Source organism: Aminobacterium sp. UBA4987 (assembly GCF_002396985.1).
Taxonomy (GTDB): domain Bacteria; phylum Synergistota; class Synergistia; order Synergistales; family Aminobacteriaceae; genus Aminobacterium; species Aminobacterium colombiense.
Genome location: NZ_DGZF01000009.1, coordinates 49412 through 72405 on the forward strand (window position 1 = coordinate 49412; position 22994 = coordinate 72405).

Annotated in this window: 20 protein-coding genes; 4 read left to right on the forward strand and 16 right to left on the reverse strand. The window is 46.2% G+C overall.

The window, feature by feature from the left end; all coding sequences use genetic code 11:
• Window positions 1-31: 31 nt before the first annotated feature.
• From B2U56_RS04280 to B2U56_RS04305, 6 genes are all read right to left on the reverse strand, one after another.
• Complete coding sequence (locus B2U56_RS04280) at window positions 32-1387, reverse strand: dihydrolipoyl dehydrogenase family protein (RefSeq protein WP_013048962.1); 1356 nt, start codon at window positions 1385-1387, stop codon at window positions 32-34.
• An 82-nt stretch (window positions 1388-1469) separates the two neighbouring features.
• Window positions 1470-2933 (reverse strand): aminomethyl-transferring glycine dehydrogenase subunit GcvPB, encoded by a 1464-nt coding sequence (gene gcvPB / locus B2U56_RS04285; RefSeq protein WP_013048961.1) that lies wholly within the window; start codon window positions 2931-2933, stop codon window positions 1470-1472.
• Window positions 2930-4276 carry an aminomethyl-transferring glycine dehydrogenase subunit GcvPA gene (gene gcvPA / locus B2U56_RS04290; protein ID WP_013048960.1) on the reverse strand — a complete coding sequence of 449 codons (1347 nt, stop codon included), beginning with the start codon at window positions 4274-4276 and terminating at the stop codon, window positions 2930-2932. Before gcvPA ends, gcvPB begins: the two co-directional genes overlap by 4 nt.
• A 3-nt stretch (window positions 4277-4279) precedes the next feature.
• Complete coding sequence (gene gcvH, locus B2U56_RS04295) at window positions 4280-4681, reverse strand: glycine cleavage system protein GcvH (protein ID WP_013048959.1); 402 nt, start codon at window positions 4679-4681, stop codon at window positions 4280-4282.
• A 23-nt stretch (window positions 4682-4704) separates the two neighbouring features.
• Complete coding sequence (gene gcvT / locus B2U56_RS04300) at window positions 4705-5796, reverse strand: glycine cleavage system aminomethyltransferase GcvT (RefSeq protein WP_013048958.1); 1092 nt, start codon at window positions 5794-5796, stop codon at window positions 4705-4707.
• A 20-nt stretch (window positions 5797-5816) separates the two neighbouring features.
• Entirely contained in the window at window positions 5817-6824 is a 1008-nt protein-coding gene (locus B2U56_RS04305; protein WP_013048957.1) for a lipoate--protein ligase, read from the reverse strand.
• Window positions 6825-7193: 369 nt separating this feature from the next.
• Here B2U56_RS04305 and B2U56_RS04310 point away from each other — a divergent pair, with 369 nt between their 5' ends.
• The 3 genes from B2U56_RS04310 to B2U56_RS04320 all read left to right on the forward strand — a co-directional run bounded on the left by B2U56_RS04310 (window position 7194) and on the right by B2U56_RS04320 (window position 11095).
• Window positions 7194-8204 carry an ABC transporter substrate-binding protein gene (locus B2U56_RS04310; protein ID WP_013048956.1) on the forward strand — a complete coding sequence of 337 codons (1011 nt, stop codon included), beginning with the start codon at window positions 7194-7196 and terminating at the stop codon, window positions 8202-8204.
• Window positions 8205-8283: 79 nt separating this feature from the next.
• On the forward strand, window positions 8284-9978 hold the full coding sequence (locus B2U56_RS04315) for an ABC transporter permease (RefSeq protein WP_013048955.1): 1695 nt from the start codon (window positions 8284-8286) through the stop codon (window positions 9976-9978).
• 4 nt (window positions 9979-9982) lie between these two features.
• Complete coding sequence (locus B2U56_RS04320; protein WP_013048954.1) at window positions 9983-11095, forward strand: ABC transporter ATP-binding protein; 1113 nt, start codon at window positions 9983-9985, stop codon at window positions 11093-11095.
• On the opposite strand, the gene B2U56_RS04325 is transcribed toward B2U56_RS04320, so the two are convergent.
• Both B2U56_RS04325 and B2U56_RS04330 read right to left on the reverse strand, forming a co-directional pair.
• Window positions 11082-12071 (reverse strand): lipoate--protein ligase, encoded by a 990-nt coding sequence (locus tag B2U56_RS04325; RefSeq protein ID WP_286952537.1) that lies wholly within the window; start codon window positions 12069-12071, stop codon window positions 11082-11084. The genes B2U56_RS04320 and B2U56_RS04325 overlap by 14 nt on opposite strands.
• A gap of 52 nt (window positions 12072-12123) precedes the next feature.
• Entirely contained in the window at window positions 12124-12915 is a 792-nt protein-coding gene (locus tag B2U56_RS04330; RefSeq protein ID WP_013048952.1) for a hypothetical protein, read from the reverse strand.
• A gap of 149 nt (window positions 12916-13064) precedes the next feature.
• On the opposite strand from B2U56_RS04330, the gene B2U56_RS04335 reads away from it, so the two are divergent.
• Window positions 13065-13634, forward strand: coding sequence for a uracil-DNA glycosylase (locus B2U56_RS04335; RefSeq protein ID WP_013048951.1), 570 nt, complete (start codon window positions 13065-13067; stop codon window positions 13632-13634).
• A gap of 59 nt (window positions 13635-13693) precedes the next feature.
• Here B2U56_RS04335 and B2U56_RS04340 read toward each other — a convergent pair whose 3' ends face one another.
• From B2U56_RS04340 to B2U56_RS04375, 8 genes are all read right to left on the reverse strand, one after another.
• Window positions 13694-15337, reverse strand: a complete 1644-nt coding sequence (locus B2U56_RS04340; protein ID WP_013048950.1) for a bifunctional metallophosphatase/5'-nucleotidase — start codon at window positions 15335-15337, stop codon at window positions 13694-13696.
• A 27-nt stretch (window positions 15338-15364) separates the two neighbouring features.
• Complete coding sequence (locus tag B2U56_RS04345) at window positions 15365-16369, reverse strand: BMP family lipoprotein (protein ID WP_013048949.1); 1005 nt, start codon at window positions 16367-16369, stop codon at window positions 15365-15367.
• 31 nt (window positions 16370-16400) lie between these two features.
• Window positions 16401-17261: an ABC transporter permease gene (locus tag B2U56_RS04350; RefSeq protein WP_013048948.1), complete on the reverse strand. Its 861-nt coding sequence runs from the start codon at window positions 17259-17261 to the stop codon at window positions 16401-16403.
• A gap of 3 nt (window positions 17262-17264) precedes the next feature.
• Window positions 17265-18320 (reverse strand): ABC transporter permease, encoded by a 1056-nt coding sequence (locus B2U56_RS04355; RefSeq protein ID WP_013048947.1) that lies wholly within the window; start codon window positions 18318-18320, stop codon window positions 17265-17267.
• Window positions 18317-19855, reverse strand: coding sequence for an ABC transporter ATP-binding protein (locus B2U56_RS04360; protein ID WP_286952539.1), 1539 nt, complete (start codon window positions 19853-19855; stop codon window positions 18317-18319). Before B2U56_RS04360 ends, B2U56_RS04355 begins: the two co-directional genes overlap by 4 nt.
• Before the next feature lie 106 nt (window positions 19856-19961).
• A complete protein-coding gene (nrdD, locus tag B2U56_RS04365; protein ID WP_286952541.1) occupies window positions 19962-20117 on the reverse strand; it encodes an anaerobic ribonucleoside-triphosphate reductase in 156 nt (51 codons plus the stop codon).
• Between the two features lie 32 nt (window positions 20118-20149).
• Window positions 20150-20839: an anaerobic ribonucleoside-triphosphate reductase activating protein gene (locus B2U56_RS04370; RefSeq protein ID WP_286952543.1), complete on the reverse strand. Its 690-nt coding sequence runs from the start codon at window positions 20837-20839 to the stop codon at window positions 20150-20152.
• On the reverse strand, window positions 20836-22872 hold the full coding sequence (locus B2U56_RS04375; protein ID WP_286952544.1) for a ribonucleoside triphosphate reductase: 2037 nt from the start codon (window positions 22870-22872) through the stop codon (window positions 20836-20838). The genes B2U56_RS04370 and B2U56_RS04375 overlap by 4 nt, the downstream gene beginning before the upstream one ends.
• Between the last annotated feature and the right edge of the window lie 122 nt (window positions 22873-22994).

Here is a 22994-nt window from a genome sequence, read left to right on the forward strand (position 1 = left end):
GGATGTAATTTCCCTCCGGCTTATTCATTGCCTACGAATCTTCTTCAAGGCGGAAAAGGGCATCTTTAAAACATTCAGTAAGGGTTGGGTGGGGGTGGATGGTTCGGGCCACGTCTTTTGCCTTCATTCCCTGGGCTACAGCGAGAGCTGCTTCGCCGATAAGAGAAGAAGCTTCCGGACCTATGATATGGACGCCAAGCAGACGGTCATCTTCCTGAGAAGCAATAACTTTGACAAATCCGTCTGTATTATTGAGGGCCTGTGCCATTCCGTTCCCCAGAAAGTACGCCCTGGCAACCTTTACAGAAATATTGCGGGCCTCAGCTTCGTCTTCCGTTATACCGGCTACAGCGATTTCAGGGTCGCAGAAGACGCACCATGGCACATGGTCAGGATTGATGACATATTCTCTTCCAAGGATATGCTCGATTGCGCTCAATCCGTGATACTCTGCCAGATGGGCGAGCATCATTCCGCCAGTAACGTCTCCGATGGCATATACCCCGGGAACATTTGTTTCCATATGTTTATCTACTTTTATGCCTTTTTTCGAGTATTCTATAGCCGAATCCTCAAGTCCGTACCCATCAAGAATGGGGATCATGCTCGAGGCAAGAATAAGGCGATCGCAGTTGATGTCAACAGCTCCCTTTGGCGTGGTTCCGCAAACCTTGACCTGTTCTCCTTCGAGAAGAGCCTTTTCAGGGGCAAAGTAATCTACCATGGTGATCTTCATCTTCTTGAGGGATTGAATGAGTTTCTTTTTCACATCTTTGTCGGCACGGCGCAGAACCTGGTCTGAGTGTTTAAGGATGGTGACTTCCTTGCCCATGCGTCTTAAGAGAACAGCGAGTTCCACGGCGATAACACCCGCTCCTATGACAGCTACAGATTTTACTTCTTCACAGTCGGGATATTTCCAGAGTTCTGGATAGGTTACAGCGTAATCCCCTGTAATGATGCCAGGGAGGTCTGCCCCTTCAAATTCCATGGCCAGGGAACGGGCACCGGTGGCAATAATAAGGTTTCTCCCTTCAATTTGCCGTATCCCTTCGCTGGTCTGAACTTCTACTATTTGGGTTTCTCCAGTGCTGATGATTTTTCCCGTACCCAGTACGACTTCCACGCCTGACATTTTCATGAGAGTGGAGATTCCACTGTTGAGTTTCTCAACGATTTGCTCTTTATGGTTCCACATTTCTTCAATGGTTCCATGGCCGCCTATGATTCGCGCAAAATATGCTTTTGTAGGAATGCAGCCGCGGTTCAGGCATGTTCCGCCGAGACGGGCTTTTTCTATCATCACTGTTTTTAAACCGTTTCTGGCTGCGAGCTCAGCTGCCTTATTGCCGCCAGGGCCGCCGCCCAAAACAATAACGTCGTACATATGCACACCTCCTGTTCTTAACTTTGAAATAAAATGGACCCGGCGAAATGGTATTCTGCCGGGTCCCCACGACGTACCGGTTTTACTCTGCTGGATTCCAGCGAAGAACTGGTTTTCTTGCGGCCAGGGTTTCGTCAAGCCGTGAAACAATTGTTCCATAAGGTGCTTCTTTGAAGCGTTCAGGATTCTCCTTGGCTTCCTTTGCCACAGAAATCATGGCCTCTATGAAAGAATCCACTTCTTCTTTGCTTTCGCTTTCAGGCGGTTCCACCATGATTGCTTCTTCCACGAGCAACGGGAAATACACTGTTGGCGGGTGGAAGCCATAGTCTATGAGCCGTTTGGCTATATCCAAGGTAGAAACGCCGCTTTCATGGTGCTGTTTTCTCCCTGAAAGCACAAACTCATGTTTGCAAATTCGCTTAAAATCGAGATCGAAGTATTCTTGCAGCTGAACCTGTGCATAGTTTGCGTTAAGCACCGCATTTTCAGCCACAGCCCTCAGTCCGTCTGGTCCCATGGTGCGGATATAGGTATAGGCCCGCACTAAGACGCTGAAGTTCCCGTAAAAGGAACGAACTTTCCCAATGGAAAGGGGGCTGTCATAGTCAAATTCGTAACCATTATCTTTTTTGACTATAGAGGGAACTGGTAAAAAGGGAACGAGTTTTTCACAAACACCCACCGGGCCAGATCCCGGACCGCCTCCGCCATGGGGAGTGCTGAAGGATTTGTGAAGGTTGAGATGGATCACGTCAAATCCCATATCCCCAGGTCGCGTTTTCCCAAGAATGGCGTTGGCGTTGGCTCCATCGTAGTATAAAAGGCCCCCTGCGTCGTGAACGATTTGGGCGATTTCAAGGATGTCTTCTTCGAAGAGACCGAGAGTGTTGGGGTTCGTTAACATGATTCCGGCAATCTCATCTGACATAAGGGCTTTGAGTGCCTCTACGTCAACATTGCCACGTTCATTGGATTTAACCTCAACCACATCAAAACCTGCAACGGCAGAGGACGCTGGATTTGTTCCGTGAGCTGTATCTGGGACGATCATTTTAGTACGTTTTGAGTCTCCACGATGTTCGTGGTAGGCTTTTATGATCATGACCCCTGTTAGCTCTCCGTGGGCTCCTGCCGCAGGCTGAAGAGATACGGCCTTCATTCCTGTGATTTCTGCCAGCATGGCAGAAAGCTCGTACATAAGGGCGAGGGCTCCCTGAACGGTATGAGGGCATTGCAGGGGATGTATCCCAGTGAAGCCAGGCAGATTAGCCATGTCTTCATTGATCTTAGGGTTGTATTTCATAGTGCATGAACCAAGAGGATATAGCCCTTCGTCCACGGCAAAGTTCAATTGAGAAAGGCGAGTGAAGTGACGGACTACATCCACTTCGCTTACTTCAGGTAAGCCGGCTTTCTCTTTCCTCAACATTGCTTCGGGAATGAGTTTTTCAAGCTTCTCTTGTGGGACGTCCATTTCTGGAAGAGAGTAACCTTTTCTTCCAGGAACGCTTGTTTCAAAAATAGGCGGCACAAGTCGAATCATGCCTTATCCCCCCTTGCTATCTTGGCAAAGCGGTGGATTTCTTCTTTGGTCCGTTTCTCAGTAACGGCTACAAGCCAGCTGTTTTTGAGTTCAGGGTAGTCCTTGGAGAGGTCATATCCACCAATGATTCCTTCCTTATAGAGTCGTTTGTTGATTGACACTGGAGCCTCTTCAGGCGTTACTACGAACTCTCTGAAGAAGGGGGCGTCAAAGGCTGATTTAAAGGTTCCGTTTTCTGTAAGAAGTTTCTTCGTATAGGCTGCTTTTTGCAGACATGCATTAGCGACCTCACAAAGTCCTTCTTTGCCCATAAGGCTCATATATATGGCTGCCATAACGATGTTAAGGTTATGGTTAGAGCAGATATTTGATGTGGCTTTTTCTCTGCGAATATGTTGCTCACGAGCCTGAAGGGTCAGAACGTAGGCAGTGTTTCCTTTCCTGTCCAGTGTTTGTCCTACGATTCGTCCTGGCATTTTCCGCATATATTTTTTTGTCACTGCAAAAAAGCCAAAACCAGGACCACCGAAATTCATGGCATTGCCTATGGGCTGTCCGTCACCAATGACCACATCTGCTCCGTAAACTGCGGGTGGCTCAAGGAGAGCAAGGGCCATGAGGTCAGTTGCCACTATAAAAACAGCACCGGCATTCTTGGCCGCTTCCCCTATGGCAGCAAGGTTTTCCAGAACGCCAAAAAAGTTCGGGCTTTGCACGATTACGGCTGCTGTGTTGGATGAAATTTGTTTGTTGAGATCCTCCATGTCAATGCTGCCGTTCTTAAAACCCACCTCTTTGACGGTAAGGTGCTGATAAGGGGCATAGCTCTTAAGAACCTTCCTGCTTTCAGGGTGGACGGATCGAGCAACGAGTACTTCGCTCCTTTTTGTAGAGGCTCCTGCCATAAATGCAGCCTCAGCCATTGCTGAAGCGCCGTCATACATGGAAGCGTTGGACACGTCCATTCCTGTGAGTTCGCAAATCATGGTCTGATACTCAAAAATAGTCTGAAGAGTACCCTGGCTCACTTCTGGCTGGTACGGCGTATAACTTGTAAGGAACTCCTGCCTGCTGACCAGATGGTTGACCACTGTAGGGATAAAGTGATCGTATATTCCAGCGCCAAGGAAATAAGCATATTTGTCCGCGCTGGCATTAGAGGCAGCCATAGAACGAATATGCCTGCCCAGCTCAAGTTCTGAAAGAGCGGAAGGAATGTTTAAATCTTCTTTTAGTTGAATTGATTCAGGGATGTCAGCAAACAGTTCCTGAATAGAGGAAACACCCACTCTATGGAGCATGTCTTTTTGCTGTTCCTCCGTGTTTGGAATATAACGTGCCATAAACTACGCCCCCTCTTTCGTTTCGAGGCTGTCACACAGCTTCTCGTAGGCCTCCCCGTCAAGAAGATTGTCAAGTTCTGAGGTATCGGACATTTCCAATACAACGATCCAGTTGGCGTAAGCGTCTTCATTGAGAAGTTCAGGTGAATCCTCAAGCCCTGAGTTGACTTCTACAACGGTGCCGCTTACAGGAGCGTACACGTCGTTAGCTCCTTTTACTGACTCCACTACGCAAAGGTCGCTGCCTGTTGAAAATTCAGCACCTTCTTCCGGGAGTTCCACATAAACAATGTCACCCATTGCATGCTGCGCGTAGTCTGTAATTCCTATACGAGCCTTGCCGCCTTCAACTTTCACCCATTCGTGACTTTCTGTGTACTTAAGGTCTTTCAATACTTTTGCCATTATCCGTAACCTCCTTTTCTCTTTTACCGTTTGTAGTGTTTTTGATAAAAAGGTCTTTTGATCTTTTTAGCTTTCTTTTCTTTCCCGTGAATAACAATGAACATTTCTTCTTCGTCAGCCGCAGAAGCTTCAACGAGGGCAGAAGCAATGCTCTTATCAAGGCTTGGGGAATAACCACCTGTAGTTACCCTGCCTACGGTTCGTCCCTGAGCTCTGACTTCATACTGCTCTCTGGGAATTCCCTTGTCTATCATTTCAAGGCCGACGATCTTGCGGGGAACGCCGTTTTCCTTGAGTGCGGCAAGAGCATGTCGCCCAATAAATTCTGTGTTGAGCTTCACAAAGAACCCCAACCCCGCCTCTAGAGGGGTAATGTAGGCTGCCAGTTCATGACCGTAGAGGGGGAGGCCAGCTTCAAAGCGAAGGCTATCGCGGCATCCCAGGCCTGCAGGAAGAATACCGAACTCTTCTCCCGCTTTCATTACAGCATCCCATACAGGGGCGCCTTCGTCCCATGGCATGTAAATTTCGAAGCCATCTTCTCCTGTATATCCGGTACGAGACACAAGAGCGTCTACACCTGCCACTTTGACATTCTCAACAAACCGGAAGAACCCCAAGCTGGCAGGATCGAAATTAGCTATCTTTTTCAAAATCTCTTCTGCTTTGGGGCCCTGGAGGGCGAGTTCACTGTACTGAGGAGATAAATTCTCAACAGTTACGCCTTCTGTAACATGGTCGTGGAACCAGAGGACGTCCTTGTCTGTGTTTGAAGCATTGATAACCAAAAAGTAGTTCTCTGTGGAAACCTTATAGACAAGAAGATCGTCTACAACCCCGCCATTGGGGTAGCACATAAAGGTGTAAATGACCTGTCCGTTTTCCATAGCTGTGATATCGTTAGTCATCATGTTCTGAAGCCAGGCTTCAGCTTTGGGTCCCGCGACTCTAACTTCTCCCATGTGGGAAACGTCGAAAAGACCAGCAGCAGATCTAACTCTCTTGTGTTCTTCGACTATACCTGCCGTGTATTGAACAGGAAGTTCCCAACCGCCAAAATCGACCATTTTCCCGCCGTGAGCGAGATGTTTCTCGTAGAATATTGTTCGTCTCACAACCTCACCTCCGTATGATGCTAAAACATATGGGCCCAATCTTTTTCGAGCCAACATGCCATTTCCTGTACCTCCTGGGGCATTGATTCTGGGAAGTTCCTTCTTAATGCCTTGGCAAGAACATCTCCTTGTAAAGGAACTCCCTTTAAAAAGGGAGCAAGGCTTGCTATAAGATCCCCGTCCATGGCATCAGAATATATATGGCACTGAGACACGCTCCCTTCTCTCACATGAAATCCCAACGCTACATGTCCCCAGTCAAAACGGTTTTCAATTTCTACGTCAAAATCTGGAGATAGCCCATATATCCATGAAGGATTACTATATTTTTTATAGAGGGTCTTAACTTCTTCTTTTTTCATGATATCTGAAAGGGAAATATTTTCACCTTCTCCGCCATATTCTTCCAGAAAAGAAGCCTTTATCGCTTTTTTGACCACATCGATAGATAGAGAAGTGTTAAATTCTTTGAGATTTGCAACACGGGATTTGACAGAATCGATCCCTTTCGCCTTTAACTTGGCTGCGGGGGGTTGAAGGTAACGGACCATCCGGTCAATGTCTACATCTATTAATATTGTACCATGATGATATCGCCCAGCTTTGCCTTGGTAAAAAGCATTGCCTGAAACCTTGCGATTTTCTACAAAAATATCATTTCTGCCGCTAAAGGAAGCTGGAATGCCTATGGAGCGAAAGGCAGCAACAAGAACTTTTATATGACGAATGAAGTCGTAACTAAGATGTGAAGCAAGAAAGGTGAAATTCAAATTACCCAAATCGTGATAGACGGCACCACCGCCCGAGAGCCTACGGACTAAAGTTCCCTTCTCTTCTGATAGAAGGCTTGTGCGGCACTCTTTCCAGGCATTCTGGTTTCTTCCGATGACAACGGTATGTTCATTTTGCCAAAGGTAAAGAATTACAGAATGGCTAGAAAGATGTGAGAGAAGATGTTCTTCAATAGCCAGGTTGATCCGTGGATCAACAAAAGGAGATTCAGCAAGAAAAGTCTTAACTTTTAGCATGGCGGTTAGCCCCCTTTGATGTAAAAAGCCCACAACAGAACAATACCTCCGTTGCAGGCTCCGATCCCCTAGAGAGACAAAACTAAAAAACCATCTCCATAACCTGGCCGTTGTTTAGATGATTCATACAGTGTCTCCTCGGCGCCTCATCGAGTCTCTTAGAACATGAAACGAAACTCGAATCGCTCTTATTCAATTTATTACAAGTCTATAAGATATGAGTATATAAAGTCAACAGAATGATGTTTAGATTATATATTCTTTAAGTTATGAAAATTCGCAAGAGATGCAAGGTGCTTTTTCTATGTTATATTGATTTTACCAGAATGAGTAGGGGTAAAAACTAAGGGTATGAGGAGGGATTTGCTAATGAAGAACAGGATTCAGATTTTCACAGTTTTTGCTGTTGTATTAGCAATGCTTTGTATGGTGCCATTCCGTGTTTTTGCCGGAGATCTCATTGTTTACTCAAGTGTGGACGAAGAAAATGCCCGTCATATTCTTGAGGCATTTACAAAAGAGACTGGAATAAAGGTCCAGATGGTTTTTCTATCTTCCGGGCCGGCTCTTAGCCGGATCGAAGCTGAAAAAGCCAACCCCCAGGCCGATGTCTGGTTTGGCGCCCCCAGTGAAAATCACATAGTAGCAAGGGAAAGAGGACTGACAGAGCCTTACGTTTCTTCAGAAGAGAGCCGCCTTGCCGCAAATTTTAAAGATCCGGAAGGGTACTGGCATGCTTTTTATATGAACCCCATTGGCATTGGAGTTCTCCCAGACGAACTGGCTGCCGAAAAGATTCCAGTTCCCCAGTCATGGGAAGATTTGAAGCATGAAGGTTTGAAAGGCATGATTCAAATGCCTTCACCCCAATCCTCCGGCACAGCCTTTGCTATTATGATGACCCTTATAAGCATTTATGGAGAAGATGAAGCCTATGCCTATATGAAAGCTCTTAATCCTAATATCCAGACCTATACGCAGAGCGGAACTGGACCCAGCAAGAACCTTGCTATTAAGGAAGCCAAGGTGGCCATTCAGTTTACCCCCGCTTTCCTGAAACTTGTAGACGAAGGATTCCCGGCAACGGTCATCTTCCCAAAAGAAGGCGTGGGTTATGAGGCGGCAGCCCTGTCCATCATTAAGGGTGTAAAGAATAAAGAAGAAGCCCACAAACTTGTTGACTGGATACTCTCGAAAAAGGGACAGGAGTCTTTAAGCGAAAACAAAACATATTTCTTCCCTGTGCGAAGTGATGTTTCAGCGGGAGAGGGCCTGCCACCCCTTTCTGAGATCAAACTCATCAATTATGACATAGAGAAAGCGGCTCAGGAAAAAAGCCGCCTTATTGATCGTTGGGTAACTGAAGTTCTCGGTCAATAAACAATAAGCGATTCTCATATTGCTATGGTCAACAATAAGGGGCTGGAGAGATCTGGCCCCTTTTTTCAGGAGGTTTTTTATGTCATATATACGTCGAGCTAAGCGGGAACTGCAGCTTCTTTGGCGTGACCCACTTCTTGCTTTTTTAGTGGGTATTGTGGCTTTTGCCCTTATTCTTTTTGTTCTTTTCCCCCTCATTTCTGTGCTGATTAGAAGCTTTCAAACTCAGGAAGGAGCATTTTCCCTCGTTAATTACCGCCGTTTCTTTACTTTTCGTTATCTTAGAAGTGCACTGAGTAATAGCCTTTTTGTAGGAATAGCTACAGGGGTTGCGGGTGTTGCAATTGGATATATAGCAGCCTTTACTATTACGAGGACAGCTATTCCCGGGAAGAAGGTTTTACATATCCTTTTTATTTTACCAATTATTTCCCCGCCCTTTACCAGCTCACTGGCCATATTGATGCTCTTCGGAGCGAATGGCCTTATTACGAAAGGATTATTAGGACTGAAGAATTTCAGTATCTATGGTTTTAAAGGAGTACTCCTTTCTCAGATATTTACCTTTGCTCCTGTAGCGTACCTAACACTGCGTGGGGTTCTTGAATCTCTTAACCCCACGTTGGAGGACGCGGCAATGAATGTAGGTGCTTCTCGCTGGCAGACTTTCTGGAAAGTAACTTTCCCATTGAGTCTACCGGGTATAGCCAGTGCTTTTCTAGTGGTGCTTATTGAGTCCTTAGCCGATTTTGGAAATCCCCTTGTTCTGGCGGGAAGCCGTTTCCCTATGCTTTCCATCCAGGCATATCTCGAGATTACAGGTTCCTTCAATCTTCCCCTGGGAGCGGCCTTAGCTGTTGTGTTGCTTATCCCATCTATAACAGCCTTTGCCATTCAGCGCTATTATCTTGAAAAACGGCAATATACGACCATTACGGGGAAACCTGTAGCTTCATCATCAAAGCTGGTGAGCCGCGGAGCACGAAAATGCCTGCAGACTTTTGTCGCCTTATTCGCTCTATTTGTGCTCCTTTTTTATGGAACGATTTTTCTCGGGGCCATGACTCGTGTTTGGGGATATGACTTTTCTCTTACAGCCAGGCACTTTGCCTATGCCCTGAGTGTAGGGTTTGATACGATAAAAGATACCTTAGTCATTGCTGCTTTGGCGACACCTATTTCTGGGCTTCTTGGCATGCTTATTGCTTTTATGGTGGTTCGCCTCTCTTTTCCTGGAAAAGGAACTTTAGAATTTGTTTCTATTCTTAATTTTGCCGTCCCTGGAACGGTTGTAGGTATTGGATATATTCTTGCTTTTAATAAACCGCCTCTCCTTCTTATTGGGACTCTCGTCATTCTTGTGCTCAATTTCATTTTTCGTTATATCCCTGTGGGAATTCAGTCGGGAGTTGCCGTTTTAAGACAAATAGATCCCACAATAGAAGAGGCGGCACAGAATCTTGGAGCTGATGGTATGACTACTTTTCGAAAAATTACGTTGCCTCTTATAGCACCGGCGTTCTTTTCTGGCCTTGTCTTCGCTTTTGTAAGGGCCATGACGGCCATAAGTGCCGCTATTTTTCTCGTTTCAGCCCGGTGGAACCTTCTCACGGTCCAGATACTCAACGAAGTTGGGTCGGGACGGTTGGGTGTGGCAGCGGCTTTCAGCGTTATTTTGGTGGCGATTGTCCTTGTAGCCATGGTCATTATCAGCCGCCTCGTTTCGGGTCGAGCCGGTGGAATGAAAGCCTTAGAGATATCAAAGGAGCTGTAGCCCTATGGAACTTTACATAAAAAAAATTGTCAAGGATTTTGGCAGTTATGATGATCCCTCCAATCGAGTTCGAGCGGTAGATCGGGTGGACCTTCATGTAAAAGAGGGGGAACTTATCACCCTTTTAGGGCCGAGCGGTTGTGGGAAAACAACGTTGCTTCGAATGATTGCCGGCTTTGAAGATCCCACAGAGGGAGATGTTTTTTTCGGGGATCGAAGGGTCAACGATGTGGCTCCCAACCATAGGAACGCTACCATGGTTTTTCAGTCTTATGCCATCTTTCCTCACCTCAATGTGTATGAGAACATTGCCTTTGGCCTGCGTCTCAAGAAAATGGAGGAGAGCAAAATCCGTGAAAAAATGGAAGGGGTCATTGATCTCGTTGGATTGACGGGGCTGGAATCCCGACAGCCCAGCCAGCTTTCCGGCGGTCAGCAGCAAAGGGTGGCTTTGGCCAGGGCCATTATAATGGAGCCGGCCCTTTTGCTTTTTGATGAACCCCTCTCTAATCTTGACGCAAAATTACGGGAGCAAATGCGTATAGAGATTCGCCATCTTCAGAAACGACTTGGCATTACCAGTGTCTATGTAACCCATGACCAGGCGGAAGCCATGAGTATATCTGATCGAGTGGTAGTCATGAACAAGGGGCGGATAGAGCAGGTGGGAACTCCCATTGAACTTTACGCAAGGCCGTCGAATTCTTTTGTTGCGGCTTTTATAGGAAAGGTCAACTTTATGCCTGCAAAAATAGAGGACAAAAAACATGTCCGCATTGGCTCTTCCCTTTTAGATGTTATGGCTATTCCTGAGGCGTGTCATGTTGGAGATATTGTTATAGCGACCCTTCGTCCCGAAGCGATAGAAATAGATAACATAAAAAGCGATGATGTACACCATGGAGAAGGAAGAATTCTCCGACGTACTTTTTTAGGAACCATAATTGAGTATGAAATTGAGGTTCACAATACGGTTTTTCACGATCATCTTATTGTTCATACTGTGAACCCCATAACGCAGACCCTTTTTGAAGTGGAAGAGGAAGTGTTCATTCGTTTTAAAGAAGAAGCCATACACCTTCTCGATGAGTCGGCATCTTCTTTTAGCCACAAATGAAAGAAACAAGCTCTTCTTTGGGTATGGAGGCGAAATATTTTTCAGTATCAATGGAAGCGAGCCTTTTTCTCAGGGCCTTTTCTTCATAGAGGCAATGTAAAAGATGACCTTCGAAAATATTAAGGTTCTCGTCGCCAAAGAAATCTCCGAAAAAACGACAGCCTGTTATAACCCCGTCTTTTATGTTAAAGCAGGCCTCCACTTTGCCGGCATTGAAACGCCGGCTCTTTTTTTCTGTAAATTCAGGGGATCTTCCCCAATTCCAGCTCCATGTACTGTATTTTTCTTCAATGAGCCTTTCAATGTTTTTACGGTCGTCTTGTGAGAGAAAGTAGGGCTTGAAACCCTCCTTTTTATCCATCTGGCGAAGAATTGCATCTTTAAAGGCTTCAATACTCATAGGGCGGGGAAGCCACTGAAGAATATTGGTAACTCGGCTTTTTACTGATTTAGCGGCTTTAGACTGGAATTTATCTTCTGAAACTTTCAATGCTAAAGAGAGCTTCTCCAGGTCTGAATTAAAGAGAAGGGTTCCATGATGAAGAAGCCTTTTTTTATCCATATGCTGGGCATTTCCAGAGAACTTTAGACCATTGATGGCCAGGTCATTCCGGCTGTTGAATTCAGCATATACCCCAAGGCTTTGCAGCACATCTACGATCGGCTGGGAGTGCTTTTGAAAATCGAAGGGATTGTCTGAATCGTTAGGTACGGCAAAGGTGTAGTTGAGATTTCCAAGATCATGATAGACAGCTCCCCCTCCGGTGATGCGGCGAATGACGTGAAGATTGTTTTCCCTTACAAAAGGCTCATTGACCTCTGCCGCTGTATTTTGAAAGCGCCCGACGATAATTGATGGGCTATTTCGCCATAGCAGCATAAATTTCTCTTTGTACGTTGAGAGAAGAGAGTAAACATATTCTTCAAGAGCAAGGTTGTACCGCGGGTCTGTGCAATTGTTCTCTATATAGTACATGTGAGTACCTCCAGATACTAAAAGTGCGGATAGCCTTTGTCTTTTTCTGACCTTAAACGTTGACTTTATAGTGTAGCGTATATAGATCTATCAGTGAGCGTATATGAAAGGCGTATTCAGTCAAGTTTGCTGAAAGGGCCAGTCCTTCGGCAAATAGAAGTCCGCGAATTACAAAAATATCAGGCGACGTGGGAAGAGGCATGAGGTAGTGTTTTTCCTGGGGTTTAATATAACGGTTTTTATAATGACGGAATGTCACCAGTTCGGGGCGGGAAACCCAGATACGCATGAAAATGCCATACAGTTCAAAACAGTCACTGAGAGAGTAGTGCCCTATTTCGGAAGGAAGAGCGTCTTCTATTGTTTTGACTATAGACGGAGTTTTAAGGTGAGTTATGGTCTTCATTTTCGCTTCATTGAGCCTGGGCCATTTGTACAGTGCGGCATTCTTAGGGTTAGGTATGGCGCACCAGTTCGTAAGGCCGATCATGGAACACCACCATTTCCAGTCTTTTACAGTTTCTCTGGGTAAAAATGACGTATCAAAGGCCAGATTATGTACCACGATTCCTGACACGTGCCACTTTTTCCAGAAAGAAAGAAGGGCGTCCACATCTTCAAGAAAATAGAGGGGATAGGGTTCTGTCTGACGGAACCAATGAATTCTTTCCACTGTCAAACCATGAATCTTTTCAGTGGCATAGTCTGGTGTTTCTGTGGGAAAGTAAAAGCGATTAAAAAAATCACGGATATGTCCTCTGTCATCAAAAACAATGGAGGAAGCTGAGACAACAGAACTTCCCTTCAGTCCGTTCGTTTCGAGGTCAAAGACAGCAAAATTCATGGCCTATCCTCCTTTCTCCAGTGTAGCAATTGATTTTAGCATGGATTACACGAAGCCGTGCCATCCTGTTTACGTACTATAAAAAACATAGTAACCTGAATATGGAAATAGAATTGTGAAAAGTACACGTTTGGAGGGAACAGCTGTCTATGGATGCCTTTTCTTTGCGACAACGTATAGAAGTTTGTGAGAAATGTGAATTATGCGGAATGAGACAGCAGCCTGTTATCGGTGAAGGCTTGGCGGAGTGCAGGGTTATGCTTGTGGGGGAAGCTCCTGGCGCTACAGAAGATGAAACGGGGCGCCCCTTCGTGGGACGGTCAGGGAATCTCCTGTGCCAGCTTATTGAAGAAGCAGGCCTTTCTCGAGAATTCTTTTTCATTACCAATATGGTTAAGTGCCGCCCACCGGAAAATCGAAAACCTACAAAGGATGAGCTGGATGCCTGCCGCCCTTTTTTGGAAGAACAGATACGCCTCCTTTCCCCGTTATTGATTGTAACGGCAGGCAATACGCCCACCCAGTGGTTTCTCAACACGAGGAAAGGGGTTACAGCCCTGCGGGGGCAATATTATCCCTGGGATTTTGAAGGGAGGAAAATAAAGATCCGCCCCCTCTTTCATCCAAGTTATCTGTTGCGGAACAGATCGAGGGAAAAGGGGCGTCCTCTCCATCAGACCCTTTGTGATCTGCGAGAAATAGCTTCCTTTTTGAAATAGAGAAAGGGGCTTGTATGAACGCAAGCCCCTTTATGTTCTCTTTTTTGAGTGAGAACCTATTACTGGAGAATAGTAATGCGTTCCTCAGATTGAAGCTTTATTTCCCCTAGATGGCGGATATATTGGGCCAAACTTTCTACATCCCCTACCTGCATGCTATAGGCTGTGGGAGCCGCCATCTTAAATACGTAATATTTATCGCCCCCTGGAGCAAGCCAGTCGGTAGTCGTCACTGAGTAGACTGTGCCAGGGTTGAGTGGGGCCCATGTTCCGTCATCGTTCTCAACCATAACCTCAACAACCCGATCCCCATTCTCCAAAAGATCCCCATCGTTATTGATCAGAGCGGGTTTTTTCTTGAGATCGTATGAGACCTTCAAACCCGATACCTGTAAGAATCCGCCGGTAGGGGTTCGAAGGTTTCCATCATACCCATCTCCCTCACGAATGAGGGCGGAGGCGGATACTTCTAAAATGTCTCGGATTTGCTCCCCAGTGAGATCAATTCGAACAAGGGTGTTTCCGTAGGGTAACATTTCGTAAAGGGTTTTGTATGAGATTTCTCCGGCGGGGTATACCTTATCGCCGCGGATGCTTCCTCCGTTCATAAGCCCTATCTGGGTCTGACCATTCCAGCGGAGGGAATCGGCGATAAAATTCCCAAGAGGGGCTTCCTTTCCCCTTACCGCTGCCTTTGTGGCGTCAGCATCCTGCGTCATGATCCCTATAGGCTCGCCGAGTTTTTCATCAAGCTTTTCCTGGAAAGGGTTAATGAGCCATGCGACACGCTTATCCATGGGGATGTCGCTGGTGAGCTCCCGCGCTTTCCATGAAGAATTGCCTTCATCAAGCTTGCCATTTTTCACTGCTACTGTGGCGATGCCTATATACCTGCCCATTGAACCGCCATGGGAGACCATTGTTTTCCACCCATTGGGTCCCGTTATTATCTCAGGAGTTTCAAGAAGTGTGTGGGAATGGCCGCCTGTGATGATATGGATGCCTTCTACTGCCTGGGCGATGGCCCGATCTGCGTAGATGCCCACATGGGTCATAGCGACAATGATATCGCATTGCTCCTCATGAAGGATCTTTACCATGTGTTGGGCCTCTTCCTTGAGATCCTGACCTACACGGAAACCGCGGCTGCCCTTGGTGACAGAGAAAAGTTCAGGGGCGATGAGACCGAAGAAACCGATCTTCAGCCCATTGGCAGCGTCTTTGATGACGTATGGGTGATAAAGGTTTTGAAAAGCGGGAAGGTCTGTATGAAGATTCGCTACGGTAAAGGGGAACCGCGCATATCTCATCAAGTCCTCAAGCACTGAAGGGCCGAGATCGAATTCATGATTTCCTAAAGTGGCAATATCAATGCCAGCCAGGTTAAGCCCTCTGATCTCAGCAAGTCCTTTGTAGAAAAAGAAAAGCGGCCCTTCATTGATATCACCCATTTCCAAAGCAAAGACATTGCCGGGATTTTGGGCCTTTTCTTTGCCTATAAGAGTGGAAGCGCGAGCAAGTCCGCCTACTTCAACCTTAACTTTTTCCCCCTTCACTTCTTTGCTGATTGTGTAAGGATAGATGTGGCTATGGATATCATTAAGGGTCATAAGAGTAATGGAGCCGTCAACGGCTAGAGCACCTGCAGAGAGGATGAGGAGAAGACAACACGCTATAAGCCCTCTGACAATTTTTTTCCTCATAACCTCAGCCTCCTTTCATTGATACTCTTATTTATACTCTTCCACAACTATTTTGCCTTCAACAACCTCTTGAGTAAGTTCTTCCAACCGATGCCGCACATCTTCGGGAACGAGCTTCAGAGCACTATCAGACCAGGAGAGCCCCACGCCGTTGTTTTTGAGATCGCAAGAGACAACCTGCCCTCTGGGATAGTTTTCCTCTTTTTTAGCCTTTATGAGGTCGTAAGCCGCGTTATCCAGTCTCTTTAACATGGAGGTGAGAACCACTTCCGGCGCAAGGTATTCCTGAGGAGAATCAACACCTATGGCATAGAAATTAGCTTCTTTAGCCGCGGCGATAACTCCTTCCCCTGTTCCCCCTGCCACCTGGAAGATCACATCTGCGCCATTATGGTACTGGTTCAACGCCATTTCTTTTCCCTTCGCGGGGTCAGACCAGCTCCCCACAAAGCCCGTAAGGACCTCGCAGTCGGGATTGATATATTTTGCGCCCTGTTCATATCCCACAAAGAAGTTGTGAATGACGGGAATGTCTTCTCCCCCCACTGCGCCGATAATGGCTTCCTTATTAACGAGAGGATCGTTTTCACGGGTGGTCATCATTGCCGCCAGAGCTCCTGCCAGGAAACTTCCCTCATTTTCTTTAAAGTCTACGTAAGTGACATGGACTGTTTTGCCAGAAACGTCGAAATAGGCGAAATCTGTGTTGGGAAATTCCGGGGCTACCTGTTCGATGGCATCAATAAATTCAAAGCCGACAACAAGCACAAGGTCAAAGTTTTTGGCGGCAGTTGCCAGATATGGAACATAGTTAGCGGGGTCAAAATTACATTCCACCACTTTCCCTACGATGTCCAGCTCTTTTTTGGCCCGCTCTAGTCCCGCATTGGCAGAGTCATAAAATGACGCGTCGCCTAATTTGTTTGCGATGACAAGGGCGACTTTGATTTTGTCGGCAGCGAGGGCTCCTCCGGATGCTATCCCGAAAAGCAGTAGGCCAGCTAATAAAAGACACCATGTTTTTTTATGCATACCCTATCACCTCATCTATATATATTTGGAATCAGGCTTTTTTAGCCAGTTTCACCCCTTTCCAGTTCTTGAAGACAAGGGCTATAATAACCAGAATATAAGGAAGCATAAGGGCGAGATGGCTTGAGAATCCAAAGGATTGAAGCTCTATTCCCGCGGCTTGAGCAGCCCCGAAGAGAAAAACCCCTACAATGGACCAGAGAAGATTGCCGTCACCAAAGATTACAGCCGCTACAGCGAGCCATCCCCGTCCAGCGCTCATACCGCTTACAAAGGCAACCAAATAGGATGTAGAAAGAAATGCGCCAGCCAATCCCACCATGATTCCATTAATGGCCAAAGCCTTAAAACGAAGGCTGACGGGAGAAATCCCCGCAGCTGAAAGGGCTTCTTCATTTTCTCCTGCCGCTTTAAGACGCATCCCGAAGACTGTTTTAAAATCAACGAACCAGAATATAAAAAAGAGAATAGCTGCCAGGAGGATAAGGAGGGAAAAATTTCCTATGTAGGGCAACGAAATGTCAGGAATACGTACCATCCGCGGATCCCGAAAGCCGCCTTTTACGTGAAAGACGCTCTTCATGAGAAGAATTGAAAGGCTGTCTGCCAGTATGTTGAGGGTCATACCAACTACCCATATATTAGCCCTGAGAAAAACACAAAGCAAGGCAAAAAGCATATTAAAAATAAGTCCCGCCGCCATACCTGAGAGAACGCCGGCAATCCAGCTTTGAAAGAAGTAATTGCCAAGGACGGCAAAAAAAGACGAGATGAGCATAGCCCCTTCCTGGCTTATGTTCAAAACCCCAGTTTGCCGAGTCCATGTTCCGCCGAGGGCAGTGAGGAACAGCGGCGTTGACATCCTGATGGTAGCTCTGAGAAAGTCAAACATGGCTTAATCCTCCCTGATCCTGTTTGCCAGGCGATTAGCTACCGAGATTCCGGCAGTTACAAAAAGCACGGCGCAGCAGACAATGATTGAAACAAGTTCCTGAGGAATGTCTGTGACGAGTTCCATCTGAAGGGCTCCGGAACTCATGATTGAATAAACAAAAGCCGCGAGAATCCCTCCGATAGGGGAGTATGTGACCATCATAGCCAGGATCATGCCTGTCCACGTATACCCTGGAGAAATATTAATGAGGAAACGGTAGTGATCTCCCATAACGAGAAGAGATCCAGCCAGACCGGCGAGGGCCCCGCTCAAAAGCATTGCTGCCATCTGACGATTTCGAACATCTATCCCTCCGTATTTGGCAAAGCGTGTGTTCATTCGGGAGCAGCGCCAATCGTAGCCCCATACAGATAAAACCATGAGCACAGTTACAATAAGAACTGCCCCAAGTGCTACATAGATACCTGTATTGAGGGTTCCAAAAACCTGAAAATGAGAGAAACGCATGGCTTCCGCAATTTTTTCAGTGCTTCCTGCACTTGTCCTTTCGCCAGCGTAGGGACCGGTGGCCAAATATGTAGTAAAGAGAATTGCTATAGAATTAAGCATTATAGTGAGAACGACAATATTGAGGCCTTGATCAAGATGGAGTTTCCCTGGGATCCATGCCCACAAAACCGCGGTTCCTATTCCAGCCGCGAGGCCAAGAGGAATAAGAATAAAGCCAGGAAGCCCGCCAAACTCTATGCCTGCAAAAGCAGCGGCAAAGGCTCCCAGAAACAGCTGTCCCTCGGCGCCGATATTCCACATCCCTCCATAAAAAGCAACAGCGATGCTCATGGTGGAAAGTATGAGGGGAACGGCCCTGGCCAGGGTTGCTAAAAGCGCGCCGGTATCTCCTAAGGCCCCAATGATCATTTCCCTGTAGGCTTCCATAGGGTTTGCTCCATAACAGGAAATGAGCACGGCGCCAATAAGAAGGCTCAAGCCAAAGGACACAAGAATGATGCACTGATCCCGATAACGTATCAGCCAGTCTTTTGAAAAAAGGATCATGATGACGTCGCCTTTCCTGGGACAAAGGAACCCTCCAGCATAAGGCGCCCGACAAGGTTGCGGGTGGCTTCTTTGCGGGGCAGAACGGCTACGATCTCTCCCCTGTTCATAACTGCTATTCTGTCGCTGAGAGAAAGGATTTCATCGAGATCCGCAGAGATCATCAGAATGGCTTTCCCAGCTCTTCTTAAGGAGAGAAGTCTGTCATGGATAAAGGAGATACCCCCAATATCCACTCCTCTGGTCGGTTGGGATACGAGGAGGAAATCCGGCTGCTGTTCAAGTTCCCTTGCCATTACAAGGCGTTGCATATTCCCGCCGGAGAGAGTTCCTGCCTGTATATTTTCACTTGCCGCCATAATGTTATAGCGTTCCATAAGATGAAGGGCGAATTCTCTGATGGATCGAAAGTTTTGAAAGAAGTTCCTTTTTAAGAAGGGCGGTTTGTATTGATAGCCTAAAAGGGCGTTGTCTTTTAAGGAAGCGAGGGGGGCAAGCCCTGTCTTTATGCGATCTTCCGGGATATAGGCAAGTCCAAGTTTCCGCCGTTTTAGAGGTGGTAAATGTGTTATGTCCCGTTTGCCCATTAAGATTTGTCCCTCTTTTACAAACCGAAGACCGGAAATAGCTTCTTCCAGCTCACTTTGCCCATTTCCAGTAATGCCCGCAATTCCAACAATTTCCCCTCTATGGACAGTAAGGGTGAGGTTTTTGACCACATCCTTGCCCCTGTCCCCGGAGACGGTCAAACGGGTCATTTCTAAAAAAGGCTTGAGCTCCCTGGAAGGAGTTTCTTCAAGTACCGGTATATGGACGCTGCGGCCTACCATAAGAGAGGCAAGTTCCTCGGAAGTGGCCTCTGAGCGAGGGAGGGTCGCAATATGTTTCCCCTTTCTCATAACGGTAATAACATCGGAAACAGCGAGCACTTCGTTGAGGTTGTGTGCAATGAAAATAATCGTTTTCCCCGCCTTGCGAAACTCTCTGATAATAGAAAAAAGCCCTTCTATCTCTCGGGGAGAAAGAACGGCAGTGGGCTCGTCAAAAATGAGAATTTCAGCTTTTCTGTAAAGAAGTTTCAGTATTTCCACACGCTGCTGTATTCCCACTGGCAATGAGTGGACGGGGGCGAGAGGATCTATATTTAGCCCGTATTGAGCAGAAAGGTGTCTTACAGCCTCTATTGCGCCATGGTGATTGAAGATAAGCCCCCTGGTGGGTTCATCTCCAAGAACTACGTTCTTATAGACAGAGAGGGACGGAACAAGCATAAAGTGCTGATGGACCATTCCAATTCCATATTTCATTGCGTCTCGCGGGGTTTTTATAGTGAGGATTTTATTATCGATCTTGAACTTTCCTGCAGTGGGGCTGTAAAGTCCATAGACGCATTTCACTACAGTCGATTTCCCCGCTCCGTTTTCGCCAACAAGAGAATGGACAGTGCCACTGGCAATTTCTAAAGAGAAATCATCGACCGCTTTGAGTGTTCCGAAGGTTTTGGTAAGGCCGGAAATCCATAGCGACGGCATCATGTCCCCTCCACTTCTGGTGGGAGATATTTTTTAAGAAACAATATTATTGTAACACGATTTTAATAGGTTCAAGAATGGGGATGTAAAAAAGCCGCCATATGGCGGCTTAAACGGTAATCTCATTTTTTTTGAGGAGGGTGTCGAAGGTCTTTCTATCTTTGAATTCCTCTCTTTTTCCTTTATTCCATTGTGATATTGGGGTTAAAAAACCCACAACCCGCGAGTATACTTCACATTTAGTCCGCTTTTCTTCACTCATCATTTACGGCCTCCTTTAAAAGGGTAAGACGCTTTCTAGTTCCTGACTCCTACAAAAGCTACATATTTTTCTGCTATTTTCTTGAATCGACTCAGTTCATGAAGAGAGAAGCTTCTTTCTTCTGAGAACTCTTCAGATAGGGTTCTGTAAGACCTGAAATTCTGAATGTAGTAAACCCTTGCCCCTTCTATCATTCTTGCAATTTTTTCCATCTCTTCTTCGTCGGTAAGACCAGGAACCACAGTAGTACGAAATTCCATTGCCACAGAGGTTTTTTTCAGTATTTCGATGGATTGAAGTATTGGTTCAATGGAACCGCCATATCCTGCTGTTACAGGATATTCTTCTGGCGATGCTTTGACATCCATAGCCACATAATCCACGAGGTCTTTTCCAATAAACGATTGAAGTCCCTTGGGGTCGCTGCCATTTGTATCAAGCTTGACGAGAAACCCCATATTTTTCACTTTTTCGATGAAAGGCAAAAGATCTGGCTGCAAGGTAGGTTCTCCTCCAGTGATAACAACGCCGTCAAGCAGCCCGATCCTTCTTCCAAGAAAATTAAAAAAGCCTTCTTCTGAGAGGGAGTTTATTTCCCCTCCTTCAACGAGCTCTGGGTTCTGGCAATAAGGGCACCGAAAGTTACACCCTTTGGTGAAAACGACGGCAGCAATCTTTTCGGGATAATCAATGAGGCTCGATGGAACGATCCCTGCAAGAATCACCGCGATTTCACTTCTTCCATATATCCTTTTTCAGCATCACAGTAGGGGCAGTATTCGTGGGCCCCCGGTATATACCCGTGGATTGGGCATACGCTAAAGGTTGGTGTGATAGTGAAATAAGGTAGATGAAAATTCTCAGCAATTCTTTTCACTAAACGTTTGGTGCTTTCCCCACTTGGCATACTTTCCCCTAGAAATCCGTGAAAGACGGTTCCGCCGGTATAAAGAGTCTGAAGTTTATCCTGGAGTTCCAGGGCTTCAAAAATATCATCTGTATATCCCACTGGTAACTGACTGGAATTTGTATAGTAGGGGTCAGCCCCTAATTGCCTTACGTTCTCTTCATTTGCAGCGTAGATACTGTTTCCATAGCGTTCTTTATCGAGACGGGCAAAGCGGTAGCTGGTCCCTTCTGCTGGAGTGGCCTCCAGATTGTAAAGATTCCCCGTTTCTTCCTGGAAGTCTGAAAGCCGCTGTCTCATAGCGGTCATGACACGGGTGGCAAAAAACATCCCTTCCGGATCCGCAATGGTTTTCCCCATAAAGTTTAGTAGTGCTTCATTCATTCCATTAATGCCAACGGTATTGAAGTGGTTGTTCCAGTACGTTCCTGTCTCTTCTTTTATCGAGCGAAGGTAAAATTTTGAGTAAGGGTACAAATTCGCTTCAGTGAGACGCTCGAGCACTTTTCTTTTTATTTCGAGGCTTTCTTTAGCTATATCCATAAGTTCAAAGGTGCGTTCTATAAAGTCATCTTCATTTTTCGAAAGATAGCCGATTCGAGGCATATTGAGGGTTACTACCCCTATTGAGCCGGTCATAGGGTTCGACCCAAAAAGGCCACCGCCTCTTTTACGCAACTCCCTGTTGTCAAGGCGCAATCTGCAGCACATGGAACGGGCATCGTCAGGGCTCATGTCAGAATTGACAAAGTTCGAGAAATAGGGAATGCCGTAACGTGCAGTCATATCCCACACAGTGTTGAGTACATCGTTATCCCAATGGAAATCTCGAGTAATATTGTAAGTTGGAATGGGGAAAGGAAAAACTTTCCCCGTAGCGTCCCCTTCAAGCATAACCTCTGCGAAAGCCCTGTTCAGCATATCCATTTCCTTCTGGAATTCGCCGTAGGCCTTATCCATAGCCTTGCCCCCCACAATTGCCGGCAGGCCTTCCAGGATTTTGGGTGGAATAAGGTCCATGGTGATATTCGTAAAGGGAGTTTGGAATCCAACTCGCGTAGGGACATTGAGATTGAAGATGAACTCTTGCAGAGCCTGTTTCACATCTCGATACGTCAGATCATCGTAATAGATAAATGGCGCCAGATAGGTGTCAAAGTTAGAAAAGGCCTGAGCCCCGGCAGATTCTCCCTGCATAGTATAGAAAAAATTAACGATTTGCCCTAACAGGCTTCTAAAGTGTTTAGCAGGTTTGCTGCTCATTTTTGTCTGAACGCCGGTGAAACCGCTGACAAGAAGGTCATACAGATCCCATCCGCAGCAGTATACAGAAAGATTGCTCAGATCGTGAATATGCAGGTCTCCTGAAATATGGCGCTCCCTCACCCTTGGGGAATATATTTCCTGAAGCCAGTATTGAGCTGTTAATTCAGAAGCAATATAATTGTTGAGCCCCTGGAGAGAGTAGCTCATATTGCTGTTCTCGTTCACTTTCCAATCTAGCTTTTCAAGATATTTGTTGATCATATCAGCGGCGCTGCCAAGAAGTTTTTTGGTGTCTCTCATTTTGGCATGCTGCTCCCGATAGAGGATATATGCCTTGGCAATAGAGGCATAACCCTTCTCAATGAGGATTTTTTCTACCAGGTCCTGTACTTGTTCTACTGTGGGCACCCCTTCTTCTTTGTAAAAAATTTCAAGAAGGGATACAATTTGGCGAGTTATTTCTTGACCTACTTCCATAGGGTTCTGGTGATCAACAGCTTTTGCCGCTTTCATTACAGCCGTTGTGATCTTGGATTCGTCAAAAGGGACTTCATGGCCATCTCTTTTCCGTATGCGACGTATCACTTTGGTGGCCTCCTTAATGTTTTAGGTAATACTCGGGCTCAGATTATACCGCCCTTCATAGAAAAAGCCAAACGGAAATATAGGCTATATGGGGTTATCAAAAATATTATAACTCTATATGT